General features: G+C 68.7%; 16 protein-coding genes. 11 read left to right on the top strand and 5 right to left on the bottom strand.

What is annotated here, in order from left to right; genetic code table 11:
• Position 1: 1 nt before the first annotated feature.
• Positions 2 to 1,501: an exopolyphosphatase gene (gene ppx, locus IAI53_RS06440; RefSeq protein WP_187717296.1), complete on the bottom strand. Its 1,500-nt coding sequence runs from the start codon at positions 1,499 to 1,501 to the stop codon at positions 2 to 4.
• Between the two features lie 154 nt (positions 1,502 to 1,655).
• On the opposite strand from ppx, the gene ppk1 reads away from it, so the two are divergent.
• Complete coding sequence (gene ppk1 / locus IAI53_RS06445) at positions 1,656 to 3,737, top strand: polyphosphate kinase 1 (RefSeq protein WP_187717297.1); 2,082 nt, start codon at positions 1,656 to 1,658, stop codon at positions 3,735 to 3,737.
• 196 nt (positions 3,738 to 3,933) lie between these two features.
• On the opposite strand, the gene IAI53_RS06450 is transcribed toward ppk1, so the two are convergent.
• Positions 3,934 to 6,135: a RelA/SpoT family protein gene (locus IAI53_RS06450; protein ID WP_187717298.1), complete on the bottom strand. Its 2,202-nt coding sequence runs from the start codon at positions 6,133 to 6,135 to the stop codon at positions 3,934 to 3,936.
• Positions 6,136 to 6,332: 197 nt separating this feature from the next.
• Here IAI53_RS06450 and IAI53_RS06455 point away from each other — a divergent pair, with 197 nt between their 5' ends.
• The 3 genes from IAI53_RS06455 to IAI53_RS06465 all read left to right on the top strand — a co-directional run bounded on the left by IAI53_RS06455 (position 6,333) and on the right by IAI53_RS06465 (position 8,760).
• A complete protein-coding gene (locus IAI53_RS06455; protein WP_187717299.1) occupies positions 6,333 to 7,226 on the top strand; it encodes a DMT family transporter in 894 nt (297 codons plus the stop codon).
• A complete protein-coding gene (locus IAI53_RS06460; protein WP_187717300.1) occupies positions 7,226 to 7,996 on the top strand; it encodes a M90 family metallopeptidase in 771 nt (256 codons plus the stop codon). Before IAI53_RS06455 ends, IAI53_RS06460 begins: the two co-directional genes overlap by 1 nt.
• 323 nt (positions 7,997 to 8,319) lie before the next feature.
• Complete coding sequence (locus IAI53_RS06465; protein WP_187717301.1) at positions 8,320 to 8,760, top strand: host attachment protein; 441 nt, start codon at positions 8,320 to 8,322, stop codon at positions 8,758 to 8,760.
• Between the two features lie 91 nt (positions 8,761 to 8,851).
• Here the strand turns inward: IAI53_RS06465 and IAI53_RS06470 are convergent, their stop codons facing one another.
• From IAI53_RS06470 to ispD, 3 genes are all read right to left on the bottom strand, one after another.
• Entirely contained in the window at positions 8,852 to 9,496 is a 645-nt protein-coding gene (locus tag IAI53_RS06470; RefSeq protein ID WP_187717302.1) for an Lcl C-terminal domain-containing protein, read from the bottom strand.
• A gap of 79 nt (positions 9,497 to 9,575) precedes the next feature.
• Positions 9,576 to 10,067, bottom strand: a complete 492-nt coding sequence (ispF, locus tag IAI53_RS06475) for a 2-C-methyl-D-erythritol 2,4-cyclodiphosphate synthase (protein WP_187717303.1) — start codon at positions 10,065 to 10,067, stop codon at positions 9,576 to 9,578.
• A gap of 14 nt (positions 10,068 to 10,081) precedes the next feature.
• Positions 10,082 to 10,783, bottom strand: a complete 702-nt coding sequence (ispD, locus tag IAI53_RS06480) for a 2-C-methyl-D-erythritol 4-phosphate cytidylyltransferase (RefSeq protein WP_187717304.1) — start codon at positions 10,781 to 10,783, stop codon at positions 10,082 to 10,084.
• A gap of 124 nt (positions 10,784 to 10,907) precedes the next feature.
• Between ispD and IAI53_RS06485 the strand changes: the two genes are divergently transcribed.
• The 7 genes from IAI53_RS06485 (at position 10,908) to mfd (ending at position 20,001) form a co-directional block, all read left to right on the top strand.
• Positions 10,908 to 12,182, top strand: coding sequence for an MgtC/SapB family protein (locus IAI53_RS06485; RefSeq protein WP_187717305.1), 1,275 nt, complete (start codon positions 10,908 to 10,910; stop codon positions 12,180 to 12,182).
• Positions 12,183 to 12,233: 51 nt separating this feature from the next.
• The gene (gene amrB, locus IAI53_RS06490) at positions 12,234 to 13,061 is read left to right on the top strand and encodes an AmmeMemoRadiSam system protein B (RefSeq protein ID WP_187717306.1); all 828 of its coding nucleotides are present in this window, start codon (positions 12,234 to 12,236) and stop codon (positions 13,059 to 13,061) included.
• On the top strand, positions 13,039 to 13,644 hold the full coding sequence (amrA, locus tag IAI53_RS06495) for an AmmeMemoRadiSam system protein A (RefSeq protein WP_187717307.1): 606 nt from the start codon (positions 13,039 to 13,041) through the stop codon (positions 13,642 to 13,644). Before amrB ends, amrA begins: the two co-directional genes overlap by 23 nt.
• 376 nt (positions 13,645 to 14,020) lie before the next feature.
• The gene (gene amrS / locus IAI53_RS06500) at positions 14,021 to 15,091 is read left to right on the top strand and encodes an AmmeMemoRadiSam system radical SAM enzyme (protein WP_187717308.1); all 1,071 of its coding nucleotides are present in this window, start codon (positions 14,021 to 14,023) and stop codon (positions 15,089 to 15,091) included.
• A gap of 78 nt (positions 15,092 to 15,169) precedes the next feature.
• Positions 15,170 to 15,856 carry a dienelactone hydrolase family protein gene (locus tag IAI53_RS06505; RefSeq protein WP_187717309.1) on the top strand — a complete coding sequence of 229 codons (687 nt, stop codon included), beginning with the start codon at positions 15,170 to 15,172 and terminating at the stop codon, positions 15,854 to 15,856.
• A 12-nt stretch (positions 15,857 to 15,868) separates the two neighbouring features.
• A complete protein-coding gene (locus tag IAI53_RS06510; protein ID WP_187717310.1) occupies positions 15,869 to 16,468 on the top strand; it encodes a putative metalloprotease CJM1_0395 family protein in 600 nt (199 codons plus the stop codon).
• A gap of 71 nt (positions 16,469 to 16,539) precedes the next feature.
• Entirely contained in the window at positions 16,540 to 20,001 is a 3,462-nt protein-coding gene (mfd, locus tag IAI53_RS06515) for a transcription-repair coupling factor (protein ID WP_187717311.1), read from the top strand.
• The last annotated feature ends 100 nt before the right edge of the window (positions 20,002 to 20,101 follow it).

Here is a 20,101-nt window from a genome sequence, read left to right on the forward strand (position 1 = left end):
CTCAGGCGGCAACCGACCCCGGCGCCGAACGCACCGCCAGCCCCCGGCCCACCGACAGCCACTGGCGCTGCTCCTCTTCCAGCGCGGCCGCGGTCAGCGGCAACTGCTTGAGCCAGCCCTGGGCCGCGACCACGACGAAGCTGCGCCCTTCCCGGCTGACGCGCAGCGGCGGAATGCCGCGCCCGTCGCGTGCACGGTGCACCACCACGGCGAGGCGCAGGCAGGCGATCAGCAGCCAGTCCGGGCTGGCCGCGTCGAGGGCGGCGACGCGCTCCAGCTTGCCGCGGTGGGCCAGCACGATGCGCGCCAGACGGCCTTGGTCCATGCGCGAGAAACCCGGCATGTCCGCGTTGCCCAGGATGTAGGCGCTGTGCTTGTGGTAGCTGGAATGCGCCACCGAGATGCCGATCTCGTGCAGCATGGCCGCCCAGCGCAGGAAACGTCCGTCGGGGTGGTCGGGCTGGGCGCGCTCCGCGTCGAGCTGCGCGAGCAGATGCAGCGCGGTGTCGGCCACCTCGCCGGCGTGGCGGCGGTCCACCCCGTAACGGGCCACGAAGGCCTCCACGGTGGCGTCGCGCAGGTCGTGGTGGTGGTAGCGGCCGAGCAGGTCGTAGAGCACGCCCTGGCGCAGCGCGCCTTCGGAGAACACCATCTGCTCCAGGCCGAACTCCTTGAATACCGCGCTCATGATGGAGAAGCCGCCCAGCAGCACCGGCAGGCGGTCGGCGCGCAGGCCCGCCAGGTCCAGCTTGTCCACGCTGCCCGCGCGTAGCAGCGCGGTGCGCAGGCGGTCGAGCCCTTCGCGGGTGATGCCGCCGTCGGAAAAACCGTTCTGCACCAGGATCTCGACCAGGGCCTTGGCCGAGCCGCTGGAGCCGACCGCCTCCTCCCAGCCCGCCTCGCGGTAGGGGTGGGCGATGGCCTGGAGCTCGCGGCGCGCGGCCATCTCGGCTTCCTTGAGGCTGCGCTTGTCGATGCGCCCGTCGGGAAAGAAGTTGAGGCTGTAGCTCACGCAGCCCATGTACAGCGACTCGAGCAGCACCGGCTCGAAGCTCTTGCCGATGATGAATTCGGTGGAGCCGCCGCCGATGTCCACCACCAGCTGGCGCTTGTGCGGGTCCGGCAGGCTGTGGGCAACGCCGACGTAGATCAGGCGGGCTTCCTCGCGGCCGGCGATGACCTCGATCGGAAAACCCAGGGCCTCCTCGGCGTGGCGCAGGAAGGACGGCGCGTTCTTCGCCACCCGCAAGGTGTTGGTGGCCACCGCGCGCACCGAATCGCCGGAGAAGCCGCTCAGGCGTTCGTTGAAGCGGCGCAGGGCGTTGATGCCGCGCAGCTGGGCGGCCTCGTCGAGCAGCTTGTCGGCCCCCAGGCCGGCCGCCAGCCGGACCGACTCCTTGAGGCCGTCCAGCGGGTAGATCTGGTCGTTCACGATGCGTCCGACCTGCAGTCGGAAGCTGTTGGAGCCGAGGTCGATCGCGGCGATCAGTTCTTGCATCATTTTCCAGGTCCGGCATTGCCCGCGGCAATCGAAGTCCGGCGCATTCTACCCTACCCGCCTTGCGCGCCGTTCGTGCACGACGCGCTTGCCCCCGTCATCCTTTTGCAACACGTTTGTCACATAATGGCAGTTCCACTGCGCTCCCGGACGAGACATGTACGCCCCGTCGAACAAGAAACGCTATCCCACCGAACACTTCTTCAACCGCGAACTGTCCCTGCTGCAGTTCCAGCGTCGCGTGCTCGCCCAGGCCGCGGACCGCGAAGTGCCGCTGCTCGAGCGCCTGCGCTTCCTGTGCATCGTGTCGAGCAACCTGGACGAGTTCTTCGAGATCCGCGTCTCCGGCATCAAGGAGCAGATCCGCCTGGGCAGCCGTGCGGCCGGCAACGACGGCCTGCCGCCCACCGAGCTGCTCGAGCGCGTCAGCAAGGAAGTGCATGACATCATCTCCGAGCAGTACGAACTGCTCAACGACGACATCCTGCCGGCGCTGGAAGCCGAAGGGGTCATCTTCCTGCGTCGCAGCCTGTGGTCCGACGCCCAGCGCGACTGGATCCGCGACTACTTCCAGCGCGAGGTCATGCCGGTGCTCACCCCGATCGGGCTGGACCCGGCCCATCCCTTCCCGCGCGTGCTCAACAAGAGCCTGAACTTCGCCATCGAACTCAAGGGCCGCGACGCCTTCGGGCGCGACTCGGGAGCCGCCATCGTGCAGGCCCCGCGCGCCCTGCCCCGCGTCATTCGCCTGCCGCGCGAGATCTGCGAGCAGGAATACACCTTCGTCTTCCTCTCCTCGGTCCTCCATGCCCATGTGGAGGAGTTGTTCTCCGGTATGGAGGTGCTGGGCTGCTACCAGTTCCGCGTCACCCGCAACTCCGACCTGTTCGTGGACGAGGAAGAGGTCAAGGACCTGCGCGCCTCGCTCAAGGGCGAGCTGCAGCAACGCCACTTCGGCGACGCGGTGCGCCTGGAGGTGGCCGACAACTGCTCGGACGAGATGTCCGACTTCCTGCTGCAGCACTTCCGCCTCGGCCGCAACGACCTCTATCGCACCCCCGGCATCGTCAACCTGGTACGCCTGATGCAGGTGCCCGACTGGGTGGACCGTCCCGAGCTGAAATACACCCCCTTCCTGCCGGGTGTTCCCAAGGCGCTGGACAAGCGGCGCGACATCTTCGTCGCCATCCGCAACAGCGACATCCTGCTGCACCACCCCTTCCAGAGCTTCAACCCGGTGATCGACCTGCTGCGCGCGGCCGCCGACGACCCTCAGGTAGTGGCGATCAAGATGACGGTGTACCGCACCGGCACCGATTCGGTGCTGATGGAGCACCTCGCCCGCGCCGCGCAGAAGGGCAAGGAAGTCACCGTGGTGCTGGAACTGATGGCGCGCTTCGACGAGGAAGCCAACATCAGCTGGGCGAACCGTCTGGAGGAAGTCGGCGTGCATGTGGTGTACGGCGTGTTCGGCTACAAGACCCACGCCAAACTGCTGATGCTGGTGCGCCGCGAGGACCAGGGCCTGCGCCGATACGTGCACCTTGGCACCGGCAACTACCACCCGCGCACCACCCGCTTCTACACCGACTTCGGCCTGCTGACCTGCAACGAGGCGATTGGCGAGGACGTCGCCGAGGTCTTCAAGCAGCTCACCGGCCTGGGCAAGGCCAGCTCCCTCAAGCACCTGTGGCAGGCGCCGTTCGCGCTGCAACCCAACGTTGTGGCGGCGATCAACGCCGAAGCCGAGATCGCGCGCGCCGGTCGCAAGGGCCGCATCATCGCCAAGATGAACGCGCTGCTGGAACCGGAGGTCATCGAGGCGCTCTACGAGGCCTCGCAGGCCGGCGTGGAGATCGACCTCATCGTGCGCGGCCCCTGCGCGCTCAAGCCGCGTGTGCCGGGCCTGTCGGACAACATCCGGGTGCGCTCGGTGATCGGCCGCTTCCTCGAGCACCACCGCATCTTCTACTTCCACGCCGACGGCAAGGACAAGATGTACCTGTCCAGCGCCGACTGGATGGACCGCAACTTCTTCCGCCGCATCGAGATCGCCTTCCCGGTGCTCGACCCGCGTCTCAAGCGCCGGGTCATGAAGGAAGGCCTGCGCGCCTACCTGCTGGACAACTGCCAGGCCTGGGAGATGCAGCCGGACGGCAGCTACCGCCGCAAGCACCCGCGCGGCGTGCGGCGCACGGCGCAGATGATCCTGCTGGGAGAACTGGTCGGGGCAACCTGAGCCCGCTGCAACGCAGGATCGCGGCCAAGGCCGCTCCTACCCGTCCCGGAACGTGCGTAGGAGCGGCCTTGGCCGCGATTCACCATCGTTCGGAAAACCAACGACCCGCACGACCCTTGTCGCCGTTGTGGGAGCGTGCTTGCCCGCGATGCGGCCTGCGCCGAACCGACGGCCGCGATCGCAACCAAGCCCGCGCCTAGCGGCGCTGCGCGTCGATCACCCCGGACACCTCGCGGATCAGCGTGATCGCACGCTGCATCTGGGTGACGCCGCCCACCTCCATGGTAAAGCGCATGTGGGCGGTGCCTTTCTTGGTGAGCGTATTCACCGCGGTGACGTTGAGCTTCTCCCGCGACAGCACTTCCGAGATGTCGCGCAGCAGGCCCTGGCGGTCGATGGCCTGTACCGCGATGTCCACCGGGAACAGCGCCTGGCGGTTGTTGTAGGCCTGGTCGCCCCACTCGGCCTCGATCACCCTTTCCGGGTGCTGCTTGGCCAGTTGCTGGAAATCATGGCAATCCACCCGGTGGATGGAGATGCCGCGCCCGCGCGTGACGAAACCTTCGATGGCATCCGGCGGTGCCGGTTTGCAGCAGCGTGACAGCGAGGTGAGCAGCTTGCCCACCCCGACGATCAGCACCTTGTCGCTGGTGTCGCCCGAGCGGCTGCGGCCGACGACGATTTCCGGCTCGGCCGGCGCTTCCGGGGCGGCTTCGGCCTCGCGCAGGGCTACCTGCACCGCACGCGGGCCGACCTCGCCGCGCCCGGCGGCAACGAACATCGCATCGGCGTTCTTGAAGCCCAGCTTGCCGGCCAGTCCCTCGATATTGGCCTGGGCGTGGCCGTCGCGCTGCATCTCGCGGGTGACGAAGCTGCGCCCGCGGGCGAGCAGGTCTTCTTCTTCCTGCTGGCTGAAGTACTGCTTGATCTTGTTGCGCGCGCGGCTGGTGGCCACGTAGCCCTGGCGCGGGTCCAGCCAGTCGCGCGAGGGGCCGCCCTCCTTGGCCGCGGTGATCTCCACCGTCTGGCCGTTGTCCAGCGCGGTGTTGAGCGGCACCAGGTGGCCGTCGACCTTGGCGCCGCGGCAGCGGTGGCCCAGGTCGGTATGCACCCGGTAGGCGAAATCCACCGGCGTGGCGCCGCGCGGCAGGTCCACCACCCTGCCCTGCGGGGTCAGCACATAGAGGGTGTCGTCCAGCGAGGCGCGCTTGAAGCGCTCCACCCAGTCGGCCGAGTCGGCCACCTCGTCGCGCCAGGACAGCAGGCTCCTCAGCAGGGCGATCTTCTCGTCGTAGTCGCCGCCGTGCTTGGCGCCTTCCTTGTAGCGCCAGTGCGCGGCCACACCGAGTTCCGCGTGGCGGTGCATCTCGTGGGTGCGGATCTGCACCTCCACCGCGCGACCGTCGCCGGCCAGCACCGCGGTGTGCAGCGACTGGTAGTTGTTGCCCTTGGGCTTGGAGATGTAGTCGTCGTATTCCTTGCTGATCGGCTGCCAGATCTGGTGCACGATGCCCAGCACGGTGTAGCAGTCGCGCACCTCGTCCACCAGCACGCGCAGCGCGCGGATGTCATAGACCTCGGAGAAGTCGAGGTGCTTCTTGCGCATCTTGTTGTAGATGCTGTAGATGTGCTTGGGCCGGCCATAGACCTCGGCCTGGATGCCCACCGCGGCGATCTCGTTGCGCAGGCGCTCGATCGCCTTGTCGATGAAGCCCTCGCGTTCCACCCGGCGCTCGTCGAGCATCTTGGCGATGCGCTTGTAGGTGTCGGGCTCGAGGAAGCGGAAGGACAGATCCTCCAGCTCCCACTTGAGCTGCCACACGCCCAGCCGGTTGGCGAGCGGCGCGTAGATGTCCAGGCTTTCGCGTGCCACGTCCAGGCGGGCGTCGTCCGGCTCGTCGGTGTAGTAGCGCAGGGTCTGGGTACGCGAGGCGAGTCGCAGCAGCACCACGCGGATGTCCTGCACCATGGCGAGCAGCATCTTGCGCAGCACCTCGGCCTGGGTGCGGATCTCCGGCGCACTGGCGGTGGCGGTCATGCGGGTGATGACGCGCAGGCCGTTGAGCTTGCGCAGGCCGTCGACCAGTTGCGCCACCGGGCCGCCGAAGTCGCGCACCAGGGTGTCGACGCCGTCGTCCAGGTAGTCGCAGGCGGCGAACAGCAGCGCGGCGATGCGGGTTTCGGCATCGAGCCGCAAGGACGCGCAGATCAGCGACATGCCCAGGGCGTGCGGCCAGACCGGCTCGCCACTGCCCAGCAGGCGGTCCTCGTAGAGGTCGAGCGCTAGGGTGACCGCCTTTTCGATCAGCGCGCGCTCGCCGGCGCTCAGGCCTTCGGCCAACGTGTCGATCGGCGGCGGTGCGTCGTCCTTGGGGAGGGCATGGGTCACGGAAACCATGGCGCGGATTATCCCATAACGGCCGCCCGTCATGATGCGCCTCCCGCAGCTAGGAGCGGCCTTGGCCGCGATGCGGCCTGCGGTGAAGCGTACGGCGCAATCGCGGGCAAGCCCGCTCCCACAGGAACGCCTCGCGCCCCAAAGGCAATGCGCTGTGCCATCATCGGCGGCTCAAAAAATAAACGGCATCCCGCGCAATGAAGCGACCCTTCGCCAACCCCTACCTGCTGCTCACCCTCACCGCGCTGTTCTGGTCCGGCAACATGGTCATCGGCCGCGGCCTGCGCGAGGCGGTGCCGCCGATCTCGCTGGCCTTCTGGCGCTGGACGATCGCGCTGGCGCTGGTGCTGCCCTTCGCCCTGCCCAAGCTGCGCGAGCAGTGGCCGACCCTGGTCCGCCACTGGCGGCCGATGCTGGTGCTGGGCGTGCTCGGCGTCGGCAGCTACAACACCTTCGCCTACATCGCGCTGCAATACACCACGGCCACCAATGCCACGCTGCTCAACTCCTTCATCCCGATCGCCACCATCGCGCTGGCCTTCGTGCTGCTGGGCAAGCGGTTGAACCGGATGGAGGCGTTCGGCGTGCTGGTCTCGCTCGCCGGGGTGATCACCATCGTCGGCCGTGGCGACCTCGGCACCCTGCTCGCCTTGAGCCTGAACACCGGCGACCTGTGGATGCTGGGCGCGGTGCTGGTCTGGGGCCTGTACACCGTGGGCCTGCAGTGGCGCCCTCAGGGCCTGGACCCGATGGTGATGCTGTTCGCCTTCACCGTGGTCGGGCTGGCGGCGCTGACGCCGTTCTACGCCTGGGAACTGGGCAGCGGACGCAGCATCGACCTGCACACCGGCTCCTTCATCGGCATCCTGTACACCGGCATCTTCCCGGGCTTTCTCGGCTATGTGTTCTACAACGCCGGCGTGGCCGCGGTGGGGCCGGCGCGCGGCTCGCTGTTCATCCACCTGATGCCGGTGTTCGGCACCATCCTGGCGGCCGTCTTCCTCGGCGAGCGGCCTCAGTGGTACCACTTTGCCGGCATCGGCCTGGTGTTCGCCGGCATCTTCCTGACCATGCGCAAACGGGCGGCCTGATGTTCGGTTGGCTCCGCCGCCTGCTCGCACGCCCGCAGCCGCAGGCCACGGTGCCGGAGCGGCTGTGGCAGCGCGTCGAGCGCCGCCTGCCCTTCCTCGACTTCCTGCCGGCCGCCGATCGCCAGCGCCTGCGGGACATGGCGATCGAGTTCCTGCGCGACAAGCAGTTCCACGGCGCGCACGGCTTCGCCGTTACCGACGAGATCATGCTGGGGATTGCGCTGCAGGCCTGCCTGCCGGTGCTCAACATCGGCCTGCAGGCCTACCGCGGCTGGGTGGGCATCGTGGTTTATCCGGGTGATTTCGTCATTCCCCGCCAGGTGATGGACGAAGACGGGGTGATGCACGAGTACGACGACGAGGTGCTCGGCGAGGCCTGGGAGGGCGGCCCGGTGCTGGTGTCGTGGTTCGACGAGGACGAGGCGCCGGAAGGCGTGAACGTGGTGATCCACGAGTTCGCCCACAAGCTGGACATGGAGAACGGCGGCGTGGACGGCTTCCCGCCGCTGCCGGCGCACATGTCGCGCAAGGCCTGGAGCGAGGCCTTCGGCAACGCCTACGAGCGCTTCTGCGAGCAGGTGGACGAGGACGAGGACACCGTGCTCGACCCTTACGCCGCGGAACACCCGGGCGAGTTCTTCGCCGTGGCCTCGGAAAGCTTCTTCCTCGATCCGCACGGCCTTCTCGAGACCTTCCCCGAGGTCTATCGCCAACTGGCCGCCTACTATCGCCTGGACCCGGCGCACGCTGGCGAGCAAACAGGACGGTAGGAGCGGCCTTGGCCGCGATGCGATCTACGGGAACCCAACGCCGCAATCGCGGCCAAAGCCGCTCCTACCGGGGTACCGCTGCGAATACCCAGCGCATAAGCGCCGGACCACCCCCTCCCGCTCGACAAGGGCCGGCGCGGGTTTGCCGCAGGGCGTCGCGGATTCTGCGATTACATTTCGCCGAATGAAACATCCCGCCCTTTGCAGCCGCGAAACCGCCTGTCTAAGCTTGAAACACCGCTGGCCCACAGCGCTCTCGAAGGCTGCGAGAACTGCGGGCTGACGGCAGGAACGCGGATCAGCCAATACTCGGAGGATGTCCCATGGCTATTACCTGGATTCTGGTTGCCAACGCCAGCTTGTGCAGACTGTACGAGAACCTGGGCCCCAACAAGGGCCTCAAGCTGGTCAAGGAACTGATCCATCCGGAGAGCAGGCAGAAGAACTCCGAACTCGTTACCGACCGCCCCGGCAGCATGGCGGTCAACGGTTCGGGCAGCGGTTCCAAGCAGCCGCAAACCCTTCCCAAGCAGCACGAGGCAAAGGTATTCGCTCAGGAGATTGCACAGGAACTGTACAAGGGACGCTCCACCAACGCTTTCCGGCGCGCCATCCTGGTCGCGCCGCCCGCCTTCATGGGCATGCTCAACTCGGTCATGGACGGACCGACCGCGCAACTGGTCTCCGACCGCTTCGAAAAGGACTACACCAAGACTCCCGAACCGCTGCTGGCCGAACGCCTGGCCGGTTGCATCTATCTGTAGGACCGTTTCTTCGAGCGTCTCCCTTCAGGAGACGATGGGACCGCCGTAGTGGCGGCCCCGAAGAGCCGCGGGGCGCTTGGCGCCCCGCTTTTCATTTGGCGGCCGGCTGGTACTGGGCGCCGCGCACCAGGCGCAGGTGTTCGCTGTCGCGCCGGTTGCCCGCGCCGGTGACCGCCGTGCTGAAGGCCACCCCCCAGGCGGTAAAGCTCATGGTGCCCGGCGTCGCGCTCCAGAACTTGAGCGCCGGCGTGGCCGGGAAGACGGCCGACAGGATGGCCGGCTGGCGGAAGCTGCCCGCGCAGGCCCCGCCCGCCCCGTCGGCATCGGTCGCAAAGCGGTGGCCGGAGGAGCACCAGGTGATGGTCAGCAGCTCGTCGCGCGTCGGCAGGCGCCAGTCGGCGTGTCCGGCGTACTCGAACGCGTCGGCGAGGGCGACCGCGGCGTCCCAGTCATGACGCTCGGCCTCGCCCGCGCAGGTCTCGCCGGTCCATTCCTGGCCGATGCTGCAGCGCATCCAGGTGAGACCGGTCGCACGATCGAGCACCAAGGCGCCGTCGCCCTGCGGTTCGAAGCGTGCGATGGCCGCACGCTCGCGCTCGGACGGTTCCGCCGCCACCGGCTCGGCCGGCGCCGGGGCGGGCGCGGCCACCTGAACGGGGGCTGCCGCTTCCTGTCCGCAGCCTGCCAGGACGAGCGCGGCGATGGAGACCGGCAGCAGATTTCTGCGAAGGCTCATTGAAAATCCATGGTTTGCAGTTCGACGGGCGGCCATTCTGGCGGTTTTCCGCCCGTGTGCCAAACCGGTTGCCGCCGCCTCACCCATCGCTGCGCGCCAGCATGGCCACCACCTGTGCGGCGATGCCCTCGCCGCGGCCGGTGAAGCCGAGCTTCTCGGTGGTCTTGCCCTTGATGTTGACGGCCTCGGGCGCACAGCCCAGGTCGGCGGCGATGTTGGCGGCCATCGCCGGCACGTGCGGCAGGATCTTCGGCGCGCGGCAGATCACTGTGGCGTCCACGTTCACCACCAGCCAGCCCGCCGCCCGCACCCGCGCCCAGGCTTCGCGCAGCAGCACACGGCTGTCGGCCCCGGCATGCGCGGGGTCGGTGTCGGGGAACAGCCTGCCGATGTCGCCCAGGCCGGCGGCACCGAGCAGTGCGTCGGTCAGCGCATGCAGCAGCACGTCGGCGTCGGAATGACCGAACAGCCCGCGCTCGAAGGGAATGGTGACGCCGCCGATGATCAGCGGCCGCCCGGGTACCAGGGCATGCACGTCGAAACCCTGGCCAATGCGGAATGGAAAGCTCACGAGCGCGGGTCCTCCTACTTGTCGCGGTTCTGCAGGATCCACTCGGCCAGATGCAGGTCGAGCGGATAGGTCACCTTGAGGTTGGTAGCGTCGCCTTCGATCAGGCGCGGATGCAGGCCCGCGGCCTCGATCGCGCTGGCCTCGTCGGTGACGCCGTGGGCCGACTCCAGCGCGCGGCGCAGCATCACGTAGCGGAACATCTGCGGCGTCTGCGCCTGCCACAGGCTGTCGCGCGGCACGGTGCGCTGCACCCGGCGCTGGCCGTCGGCCTGCTTGAGCGTGTCGGCCACCGGCACCGCGAGCAGCCCGCCGACCTCGTCGTGCGCCAGTTCGCGCACCAGCTTGTCGATGTGCCAGGGCGCCAGGCAGGGACGTGCGGCATCATGGACCAGCACCCAGTCCGACTGTGCTGCTTCGCCGGCGATCGCGCGCAGCCCGCCCAGCACGCTGTCCGCGCGGGTCGCGCCGCCGCAGAACAGCGGCACCAGTTTGGGGCCGAGCGCGGACCAGTCGTGGCGCGCCCACTCCGCATCGCCCACCGAGAGCACGACGAAGACCTTGTCGATCTCCGGTGCGGCGCACAGCACCGCCAACGAGTGGTGGATGAGCGGACGGCCGAGCAGGGGAAGATACTGCTTGGGCTTCTCGGCCCCCATACGGCTGCCGCTGCCGGCGGCGGGAACGATGGCGAAATGGCGTGGATGAAAGGTCTGCATGGCGCGCGATTCTAGCCCGGAATCGCCGCGCCGCAGCACGGCGCGGCGTCGACGGCCCACGCATCATGCATTAGAGTTGGCGACATTAGCCCAGCACCCGGCCATCTTCGCTCGCCCAACAAGCATGCCTTTCTCCGTTCCGTTCGACTCCGCGCAAGGCCAGGCTTTTCTGATCGCCATCGGCATCGGCCTGCTGATCGGCCTGGAGCGCGAGCGGGTCGCCTCGGCGCGCGCCGGACTGCGCACCTTCGGGCTGGTCGGGATGTTCGGCGCCCTGGCCGGGCTGCTGGGCCAGCATCTGGAGAGCATCGCGCCGTTGGTCGTGGGTCTGGCACTGGTGGGCATCATGATCATCGCCGCCTACCTGCGCCACCCGGACCCCACGGACCCCGGCACCACCTCGGTGGCCGCCTTGCTGGTGTGCTTCTGCCTGGGGGCCGCGGTGTGGTACGGCTACGCGCAGATCGCGGTGATGCTGGCGGTGGGCACCACCGTGCTGCTGTACTTCAAGGCGCAGCTGCGCGGCATCGCGACCCGCCTGGGGCCCAAGGACTGGATCTCCATCCTGCAGTTCGGCGTGCTCTCGCTGGTCATCCTGCCCATCCTGCCCAACGAGGAGTTCGGCCCCTACGAGGCGCTCAACCCTTATCAGGTCTGGTGGATGGTGGTGCTGATCTCCGGCGTCAGCCTGGCCGGCTACGCCGCGCTGCAGCTGGTGGGCGCCCGTTACGGCGCGGCCTTCGTCGGCATTTTCGGCGGCCTGGCCTCCAGCACCGCCACCACCATGGTGTATGCACGCAATGCCCGCTCTGCGCCCGCGATGGCGCCGATGGCGGCACTAGTGATCGTGCTGGCCAACCTGGTGATGGTGGTGCGCGTGGGCATCATTGCGCTGGTGGTCGCGCCGGGTGTGATCGTGCAGTTGCTGGCAGTCATCGTCCCGGCCCTGTTGCTCGGCCTGATCGCCCTGGTCTGGAACTGGCGACGGCTCACCGAGCGCGGCGAGGTCCTGCTGCCGGCGACCTCCAACCCCACCGAACTGCGCACCGCGCTCGGCTTCGGTGCGCTCTACGCGGTGGTGCTGTTCATCGCCGCGTGGCTCACCGAGATCGCGGGCAACCGCGGGCTCTACGTGCTCGCCGTGGTCACCGGCCTGACCGACATCGACGCCATCGCGCTGACCAGCCTGCGGTTGTTCGGACTCGAGAAGCTGGCGCTGTCGCCCACGGTGATCGTCATCGGCCTGGGCATGCTGGCGAACCTGGTCTTCAAGACCGGTCTCGCCGTGGCCATCGGCGGCCATGCGCTGGGCTCAAAGGTGATGGGCGGCATGGGTGCGGTGGCACTGGGACTGATCGGCGGCATCGCCTGGAGCGCCGTCGGGGCACAAAGCCTATAATTCACCGGTCGAAGGATAGTCGTCCCCGACTTCCCCAAACGGACCTCTCTCATGGCCAATGCTTCAGTCAGACCCCCTGCGGTCGCCGGCCAGTTCTACCCCGGCGACCCGCTGGTGCTCAGCGCCCAGCTGAGCGAGATGCTGTCCACCGCGGTCGCCCTCGAAGCCGTTCGTCCGCCCAAGGCGGTGATCGTGCCGCACGCGGGCTACATCTACTCCGGACCGGTGGCGGCAACCGCCTATAACGCGCTGGCCCCGCTGCGCGACGTGGTGCGCAAGGTGGTGATGCTCGGCCCGACCCACCGCATGGCAGTCAACGGCTTCGCCCTGCCCGCCACGCAGGCCTTCTCGACACCCTTCGGCGAGGTGCCGCTGTGCCGCAGCGACTGGGAGGCCCTGCAGCGCCGCACGGATGTGGTGGTCGATGACCGCCCGCATGCCCAAGAACACTGCCTGGAGGTGCAACTTCCCTTCCTGCAGACCGTGCTGGGTGCCTTCGAGCTGGTGCCGATACTGGTCGGCATGGCCGGCACCGAAGCGGTGGCCGATCTGATCGAGAGCCTGTGGGGCGGCCCCGAAACCCTGATCGTGATCAGTTCGGATCTCTCGCATTACCTGAGCTACGAACAGGCGCGCCATTGCGACCGCGCCACGGTGGCACAGCTCATCCGCCTGCAGGACGGCCTCAAGCACGAGCAGGCCTGCGGTGCCACGCCGATCAACGGACTGTTGCGCGCCGCTGCGCGTCACGGTCTCGAACCTCATCTGCTCGACCTGCGCAACTCCGGCGATACCGCCGGCGACCGCGGACGGGTGGTGGGCTATGCCAGCATCGCCTTCTGCGAATCGCCCGACCATGCCGCAGCCGCCCGCCACTGAGGACGACGCCCTCGGCAAGATACTCCTGATCCGCGCCCGGGCGGCCATCGCACAGGCGCTGGGCCGCGAGGACGCGGGCGCCGAGGAATCGGACCATCCCGCCCTCGCCCGCCGCGGCGCGAGCTTCGTCACGCTGAAGAAGAATGGCGAACTGCGCGGTTGCATCGGCAGCCTGCGCGCCCAGCGCCCGCTGGCCGAGGACGTCGCCAGCAACGCGGTGGCTGCAGCCACCCGCGACCCGCGCTTTCCGCCCTTGGGCGCCGACGAGCTGGCCGGGGTGGACATCGAGGTCTCCCTGCTCTCGGAGCCGGAATTCCTCGACTTCGACGACGAGCACCACCTGCTCGGCCAGCTGCGCCCCGGCACCGACGGACTGATCCTCTTCTCCGGCTGCCGCAGCGCGACCTTCCTGCCCCAGGTCTGGGAACAACTGCCCGACCCGCGAGGTTTCCTCGCCGCCCTGAAGCAGAAGGCCGGGCTCCCGCCGGAGCGGCCCGCCGCCAACCTGATGGCCGCCCGCTACCAGGTCCGCAAGTGGCGCGAGAAGCAGGCCCGAACCTCGTCCCCGGAACACGACACCTGATCCCTAGGAGCGCCTTGGCCGCGATGGCAGCGTGCGGATCGACGAAAGCCGCATCGCGGCCAAGGCCGCTCCTACACGCGCGCTGAGCTTCATTCCGGCGTCACGCGGCGATGATGCCAGCCCAAATGCCAGACGTCCCGTTTGCTCTGCGCCATGCCCTTTGCCGGCGGCTCAGCCCTCCCCCGCCCTTTCGGCCGGCGGTATCGGCTCCTGCAGGAGCGGCCTTGGCCGCGATCCGCCCGGCGAAAAATGGCCGGGCGGCACGTCCCCGGGACCACTCCCGCGAACCTGCCTCGTCGCCCCGGCTTTCCGACCCGGCGAGTGCTACGCTGAAAGCAGGCAGGACGATTGCTGCCGCCCCTGCGGGAGTACTCTCATGAACCATCCGGGACGTTACTGGCACATGCTCGACGACGGTCGCATCCAGTGCGATCTCTGTCCGCGCTACTGCAAGCTGCACGACGACCAGCGCGGTGCCTGTTTCGTGCGCATGCGCGAACACGACGCCATCGTGCTCACCACCTATGGACGCAGTTCCGGCTTCTGCATCGACCCGGTGGAGAAGAAGCCGCTCAACCACTTCTACCCCGGCACCTCCGTGTTCTCTTTTGGCACCGCCGGCTGCAACCTCGCCTGCAAGTTCTGCCAGAACTGGGACATCTCCAAGTCGCGCGACATGGACCGGCTGATGGACGCCGCCTCGCCCGCCGAGATCGCCCGCACCGCCGCGCACTGGGGTTGCCGCAGCGTGGCCTACACCTACAACGACCCGGTGATCTTCCTCGAGTACGCGGTCGACACCGCCGAGGCCTGCCACGCTGAGGGTGTGCAGAACATCGCGGTCACCGCCGGCTACATCAGCGAAGCGGCGCGTGCCGAGTTCTTCGCACCGATGGATGCGGCCAATGTCGACCTGAAGGCCTTCACCGACGACTTCTACGTGCAGCTCTGCGGCGCCCGGCTGCAGCCGGTGCTCGACACCCTGGTGTGGCTGGTGCACGAAAGCACGGTATGGGTCGAGATCACCACCCTGCTGATCCCCGGCAAGAACGATACGGACGCCGAACTGAGCGCCATGTCGCAATGGATCGCCCGCGAACTGGGCCCCACCGTTCCGCTGCACTTCACCGCCTTCCACCCCGACTTCAAGCTCACCGACATCGCGGCCACCCCGGCCGCCACCCTGCAACGTGCCCGCCGGATCGCCCTGGATGCGGGCCTGCGACACGTGTATACCGGCAACGTCCATGACCGCGACGGCGGCACCACCCGCTGCACCGGCTGCGGCGAGCCGCTGATCGTGCGCGACTGGTACGAGATCATCGACTACCGCCTCACGCCCGACGGTGCCTGCCCGGCATGTGGCACTGCGCTCGCCGGGCGGTTCGGCGCCTACGGCAAGCCTTTCGGCTCGCGGCGGATACCGGTGGCGATCCACCGCAGCTGAGGCTTGGCGTGACATGCGCGACTTGTTGCCCGACGCCACCCGTGCAATCCTCGTTCGTCCTCCCCAAGGATCGCCAACGTGAAACTGCGCCACTCGCTGATCAGCATTCCAAGCGCCCAGGTCTGGCTCGAGGCCCTGCTCTGCCACGCCCCGGACGTGCGCGGCCTTGCGCTGATCGTCCAGCCGCTGGCCACCCCGCCGGGTGCGGAGCGCGAGGACGATGTCGCCCGTATGCTGCAGGCGGCCGGCTTCGCCACGCTGACCGTGGACCTGCTCACCGACTACGAGGAAACCCGCGACCCGGACACCCGCTTCAACGTGCCGCAACTGGCGCTGCGCATCGAGGGCGTGCGCGACTGGATCGCGCATCAACCCAACCTCGGCGCCTTGCAGGTCGGCCTGCTGGCCTCGGGCACCGCGTGCGGCGCGGCCATTCGGGCCGCGGCGCGCGCCCCCGAACACTACAACGCACTGATATGCCGCGGCGGGCGCCCCGACCTAGCGGGCGCAAAGCCGCTGGCCTCGCTCACCACGCCGACCCTCTTCGCGGTCGGCGGCCAGGACCCCGGCCTGCCCATGCTGCGCCAGGCTTACGACCATCTCGTCACGCAACGAAGCTGGCAGCTCGTGCCCGAAGCCGACGACCGCTTCGACGCTCCCGGCGCCACCGCGAGCTTTGCCCGCCTGGCGAAGGACTGGCTGCTGCTTTATCCCTACGCGCCGGCCCCGACGGCGGTCGGCGAGGCGGCCACTGCCGAGCGTTGACGCCACACTGCCATGATCGCCCCGGCCAACCCTGCCAGCTACGCCTACCTCCCGCCCGGCAGGGCTACCACGGCCGATTCGCATAGCGCTCGCGCCGACGACGCCAGCCCGGCCACCGGGCCGGCATCGAACACACTGCCCCCGGAAGAGCGGCGCGAGGTCGCCGAACTGCAGAAGCGCGACCGCGAGGTCCGCGCCCATGAACTCGCTCACGTCGCCGCCGGTGCCGGCCTGGTCACCCGTGGCGCCAGCTTCACCTACGAAACCGGACCCGACGGCCAGCGCTACGCAGTGGCCGGCGAAGTCGGCATCGACACCTCCCCGGGGCGCACGCCGGAAGAGACACTGCAGCGGGCCGAACAGGTGCGCTCAGCCGCGCTCGCGCCCGCCGACCCGTCGCCGCAGGATCTCGCGGTCGCCGCCGCTGCGGCGCGCATGGCGCTGGAGGCCAGGCTGGAGATCGCCACCGAGCGCCAGAATGGCGAGACGGCGGACGCACCCGGCGCCACGCCTGCGACCGAGGCCGAACGCAGCGCCGCCACGGCCGCGCGCTTCGCGCCGGATGCGCTCAGCCCCGCGGAAACCGGGCGACTCATCGACCTGTTCGCCTGACCGGCGACTGCCCATCCCCTATAATTCAGCCCCTTCACGCGCCCCCGGCGCGGTTCTGCCGTTCACCTGCCATGCCTGCCAACGACTCCACGCCCCGTCCGCCTGCCGCCCCGATCACGCTGCTGCCTGCAGTTCCGCCGGCGCGCGCCGGCCAACGCGTGGAACTGCCCGCGCTCGCCGGCTCGGCCGACGCGCTGGCCATCGCCCAGCTGGGCGGACGCGAAGACATGCTGCTGGTGGTCACCGCCGACCCGATCGATGCCCAGCGCCTGCAGGACGAGATCGCCTGGCTGGCCCCGCAGCTGCGCCTGCACCTGCTGCCCGACTGGGAGACCCTGCCCTACGACAGTTTCTCGCCGCACCAGGACCTGATCTCCGAGCGCCTCTCGACGCTCTACGCCATCGGCCGCGGCGAGGCCGACGTGGTGCTGGTGCCGGCTACCACTGCGCTCTACCGCATGGCCCCGCCGGCCTTCCTGGCCGCCTACACCTTCTTCCTCAAGCAGGGCGAGAAGCTCGACGTGGACCAGCTGCGCGCGCAGATGGCGCTGGCCGGCTACGCCCACGTCACCCAGGTGGTGAGCCCGGGCGAATTCTCGGTACGCGGCGGGCTGATCGACCTCTACCCGATGGGTTCGCCGCTGCCCTACCGCATCGACCTGTTCGACGACGAGGTCGAGAGCATCAAGACCTTCGACCCGGACACCCAGCGCACCGTCTATCCGGTCAAGGAGATCCGCCTGCTGCCGGCGCGCGAGTTCCCGCTCGACGACAAGGGCCGCGCGCGCTTCCGCAGCCGCTTCCGCGAGACCTTCGAAGGCGACCCGACGCGCAGCCCGGTGTACAAGGACGTGTCCAACGGCATCGCCCCTGCCGGCATCGAGTACTACCTGCCGCTGTTCTTCGACGACACCGCGACCATCTTCGACTACCTGCCGGCCGACACCCCTGTGCTGCTGCACCACGACGTGCCGGCGGCGATCGCCGAGTTCTGGAGCGACACCCGCTCCCGTCATGACCTGCTCAAGGGCGACCGCACCCGCCCGGTGCTCGCGCCCGAAGCGCTGTTCCTCACCGACGAGGCCTTCTTCCTCGCACTCAAGGACCGCGCCCGCTTCCTGCTGCCCGCAGGAGTCGAGGACGGCGCACCGGCCCAGCCGTTGCCGCCTGTGGCGGTCGAAGGCAAGGCCACCGACCCGCTGCACCGCCTGAAGGCTTTCTGCGCCGGCTTCGACGGCCGCGTGCTGGTGCTCGCCGACTCCGCCGGGCGGCGCGAGACCATGGCCGAGTACTTCAACGAGTACGGCCTGCCCTTCGCGCCCAGCGCCGACTTCGCCGGCTTCGTGGACGCGGACGCCCCGCTCGCCCTCGGCACCGGTCCGCTCGCCACCGGCTTCATCCTGCCCCAGGCCCGCCTCGCGGTCGTCACCGAGGCCGAGCTCTACGCCGCCACCGCCCGCACCCGCGGCCGCCGCGACACCCGCCGCGCCTCCACCATGGAAGGCTGGCTGCGCGACCTCTCCGAGCTCAAGCCGGGCGACCCGGTGGTGCATGTCTCGCACGGCGTCGGCCGCTACATGGGCCTGGTGCACATGAACCTGGGCGAAGGCGACACCGAGTTCCTGCACCTAGAATACAACGGCGGCGACAAGCTCTATGTGCCGGTCTCGCAGCTGCACGTCATCACCCGCTACGCCGGCGCCGACCCGGAAGCGGTGGACCTGCACCGCCTGGGCTCCGGCCAGTGGGAGAAGGCCAAGCGCAAGGCCGCCCAGCAGGTGCGCGACACCGCCGCCGAGCTGCTCGCGCTCTATGCCCAGCGCGCCGCGCGCCCGGGCCACCGCTTCGACTTCAAGCAGCACGACCTCGACGCCTTTGCCGAGGGCTTCGGCTTCGAGACCACGCCCGACCAACAGGCCGCCATCGACGCGGTGATCGCCGACATGAAGGCGGGCCGCCCGATGGACCGCCTGGTATGCGGCGACGTCGGCTTCGGCAAGACCGAGGTCGCGCTGCGCGCGGCCTTCGTCGCCGTGGCCGACGGCAAGCAGGTCGCGGTGCTGTGCCCCACCACCCTGCTCGCCGAGCAGCACTGGCAGACCTTCTCCGACCGCTTCGCCGACTGGCCCATCAAGGTCGCCGAGCTGTCGCGCTTTCGCAGCGCCAAGGAGCAGAACGAAGCGCTCGCACAACTGGCCGATGGCAAGGTGGACATCATCATCGGCACCCACCGCCTGCTGCAGAAGGACGTCAAGTTCAAGCGCCTGGGGCTGGTGATCATCGACGAGGAGCACCGCTTCGGCGTGCGCCAGAAGGAGGCGCTGAAGACGCTGCGCAGCGAGGTCGACATCCTCACCCTCACCGCCACGCCCATCCCGCGCACCCTCGGCCTGTCGCTGGAAGGCCTGCGCGAGTTCTCGGTGATCGCCACCGCGCCCTCGCGCCGGCTGGCGATCAAGACCTTCGTGCAGCGCTGGTCCAAGGGCATCGTGCGCGAGGCGGTGCTGCGCGAGTTCAAGCGCGGCGGGCAGGTGTATTTCCTGCACAACGAGGTCGACACCATCGAGAACATGCGCAACAGCCTGGCCGAGATGCTGCCCGAGGCGCGCATCGTGGTCGGCCACGGGCAGATGCCGGAACGCGAGCTCGAACGGGTAATGCGCGACTTCACCCAGAAGCGCGCCAACCTGCTGTTGTGCACGACGATCATCGAAACCGGCATCGACATTCCCACCGCCAACACCATCATCATCAACCGCGCGGACCGCTTCGGCCTCGCCCAGCTGCACCAGCTGCGCGGCCGGGTCGGGCGCAGCCACCACCAGGCCTACGCCTACCTGCTCACCGACGCCGAAGCCAAGCCGACCTCGCAGGCGCAGAAGCGCCTGGAGGCGATCACCATGATGGAAGAGCTGGGCTCCGGCTTTTACCTGGCGATGCACGACCTGGAGATCCGCGGCGCCGGCGAGGTGCTGGGCGAGAACCAGTCCGGCGAGATCCAGCAGGTCGGCTTCAGCCTGTACACCGAGATGCTCAAGCGCGCGGTGCACGACCTGCAGGCCGGCCGCGAGCCGGATCTCTCCCAGCCGCTGGAAGTGGTCTCCGAAATCAACCTGCACACCCCGGCGCTGCTGCCCTCGGACTACTGCCCCGATGTGCAGGAACGCCTGACGCTCTACAAGCGCCTGGCCAACTGCGACAACGACGACGATCTGCGTGCCCTGCAGGAAGAGCTCATCGACCGCTTCGGCGAGCTGCCGCCGCAGACCCAGGCCTTGATCGAGACCCACCGCCTGCGCCTGCTGGTCAAGCCTTACGGCGTCGCCAAGCTCGACGCCTCGGAGGCACAGATCAGCGTGCAGTTCGGCCCCAACCCGGCGATCGACCCGGGCAAGGTCATCCTGCTCATCCAGCGCGACCGCAACACCCGCATGGCAGGCCCGGATCGCCTGATCCGCAAGGTGGCGGTACCGCAGCTGCGCCAGCGTGCGCAGGCGGTGAAGGAACTGCTGGAATCGGTGCGGGCAGGCTGAGCGCGGGCATAGCCCACTTTTTCACAATCCGCCACACAGCCAAGGCAGACGTCATCGTCCGGGTTCGCTAGAGTTAAGCGGCCGGCGTAGTGCGCCGGCA

Source organism: Thauera sedimentorum, from assembly GCF_014489115.1.
GTDB classification, from domain to species: domain Bacteria; phylum Pseudomonadota; class Gammaproteobacteria; order Burkholderiales; family Rhodocyclaceae; genus Pseudothauera; species Pseudothauera sedimentorum.

What these genes read in the sequence shown, in the direction of transcription:
- ppx (WP_187717296.1), bottom strand. Translation starts at nt 1,501, where the DNA reads ATGATGCAAGAACTGATCGCCGCGATCGACCTCGGCTCCAACAGCTTC.
- ppk1 (WP_187717297.1), top strand. Translation starts at nt 1,656, where the DNA reads ATGTACGCCCCGTCGAACAAGAAACGCTATCCCACCGAACACTTCTTC.
- IAI53_RS06450 (WP_187717298.1), bottom strand. Translation starts at nt 6,135, where the DNA reads ATGGTTTCCGTGACCCATGCCCTCCCCAAGGACGACGCACCGCCGCCG.
- IAI53_RS06455 (WP_187717299.1), top strand. Translation starts at nt 6,333, where the DNA reads ATGAAGCGACCCTTCGCCAACCCCTACCTGCTGCTCACCCTCACCGCG.
- IAI53_RS06460 (WP_187717300.1), top strand. Translation starts at nt 7,226, where the DNA reads ATGTTCGGTTGGCTCCGCCGCCTGCTCGCACGCCCGCAGCCGCAGGCC.
- IAI53_RS06465 (WP_187717301.1), top strand. Translation starts at nt 8,320, where the DNA reads ATGGCTATTACCTGGATTCTGGTTGCCAACGCCAGCTTGTGCAGACTG.
- IAI53_RS06470 (WP_187717302.1), bottom strand. Translation starts at nt 9,496, where the DNA reads ATGAGCCTTCGCAGAAATCTGCTGCCGGTCTCCATCGCCGCGCTCGTC.
- ispD (WP_187717304.1), bottom strand. Translation starts at nt 10,783, where the DNA reads ATGCAGACCTTTCATCCACGCCATTTCGCCATCGTTCCCGCCGCCGGC.
- IAI53_RS06485 (WP_187717305.1), top strand. Translation starts at nt 10,908, where the DNA reads ATGCCTTTCTCCGTTCCGTTCGACTCCGCGCAAGGCCAGGCTTTTCTG.
- amrB (WP_187717306.1), top strand. Translation starts at nt 12,234, where the DNA reads ATGGCCAATGCTTCAGTCAGACCCCCTGCGGTCGCCGGCCAGTTCTAC.
- amrA (WP_187717307.1), top strand. Translation starts at nt 13,039, where the DNA reads ATGCCGCAGCCGCCCGCCACTGAGGACGACGCCCTCGGCAAGATACTC.
- amrS (WP_187717308.1), top strand. Translation starts at nt 14,021, where the DNA reads ATGAACCATCCGGGACGTTACTGGCACATGCTCGACGACGGTCGCATC.
- IAI53_RS06510 (WP_187717310.1), top strand. Translation starts at nt 15,869, where the DNA reads ATGATCGCCCCGGCCAACCCTGCCAGCTACGCCTACCTCCCGCCCGGC.
- mfd (WP_187717311.1), top strand. Translation starts at nt 16,540, where the DNA reads ATGCCTGCCAACGACTCCACGCCCCGTCCGCCTGCCGCCCCGATCACG.